The following is a 404-nucleotide window of genomic DNA, read 5'->3' as shown; positions in this document are numbered from 1 at the left end:
CACATCGACATAGATAGCCTACTACCGAGCCTTGAGGAGCAACTCAACAAGTCCATGCAAGGATGGGAAGACGAAGCAAGACAAGTGTTTGCCGATGAACTAGGCGAGGCTCAAGGCACGCAGCTGGCGGATAACTATCTAAGAAGTATCCCTTTGGCGTATCAAGAAGATTACACGCCCCGTGTCGCTTTACAAGACCTCAAACGACTCGATAGCATCGCTACCCAGCAAGCCCTACCGATGCGCTGGTATCTGTATCAAAAGACCAACGAGCCGCCCAAAACCTGCACCTCAAAGTGTATGGCAAATCGCAACCTGCCACCTTGTCACACATTTTGCCAATTTTGGAAAACTTTGGCCTAAATGTCATCAGTTCTCAAAGTTATGAATTAGAAAATTTGGAC

General features: G+C 47.5%; 1 protein-coding gene and 1 pseudogene. Both read left to right on the top strand.

The genetic code is table 11. The features are described from left to right. Nucleotides 1-54: 54 nt before the first annotated feature. Nucleotides 55-204, top strand: a pseudogene (locus M3148_RS18880) (hypothetical protein); the annotation flags it as partial. Nucleotides 205-296: 92 nt separating this feature from the next. Further along, nucleotides 297-404, top strand: a 108-nt coding sequence (locus M3148_RS18875) for a hypothetical protein (protein ID WP_368859567.1), incomplete at its 3' end; no start/stop codon positions are given.

The sequence above is a fragment of the Georgenia satyanarayanai genome, from assembly GCF_023715365.1.
GTDB classification, from domain to species: domain Bacteria; phylum Actinomycetota; class Actinomycetes; order Actinomycetales; family Actinomycetaceae; genus Oceanitalea; species Oceanitalea satyanarayanai_B.
This window is presented reverse-complemented; position numbering and strand designations above follow the sequence as displayed.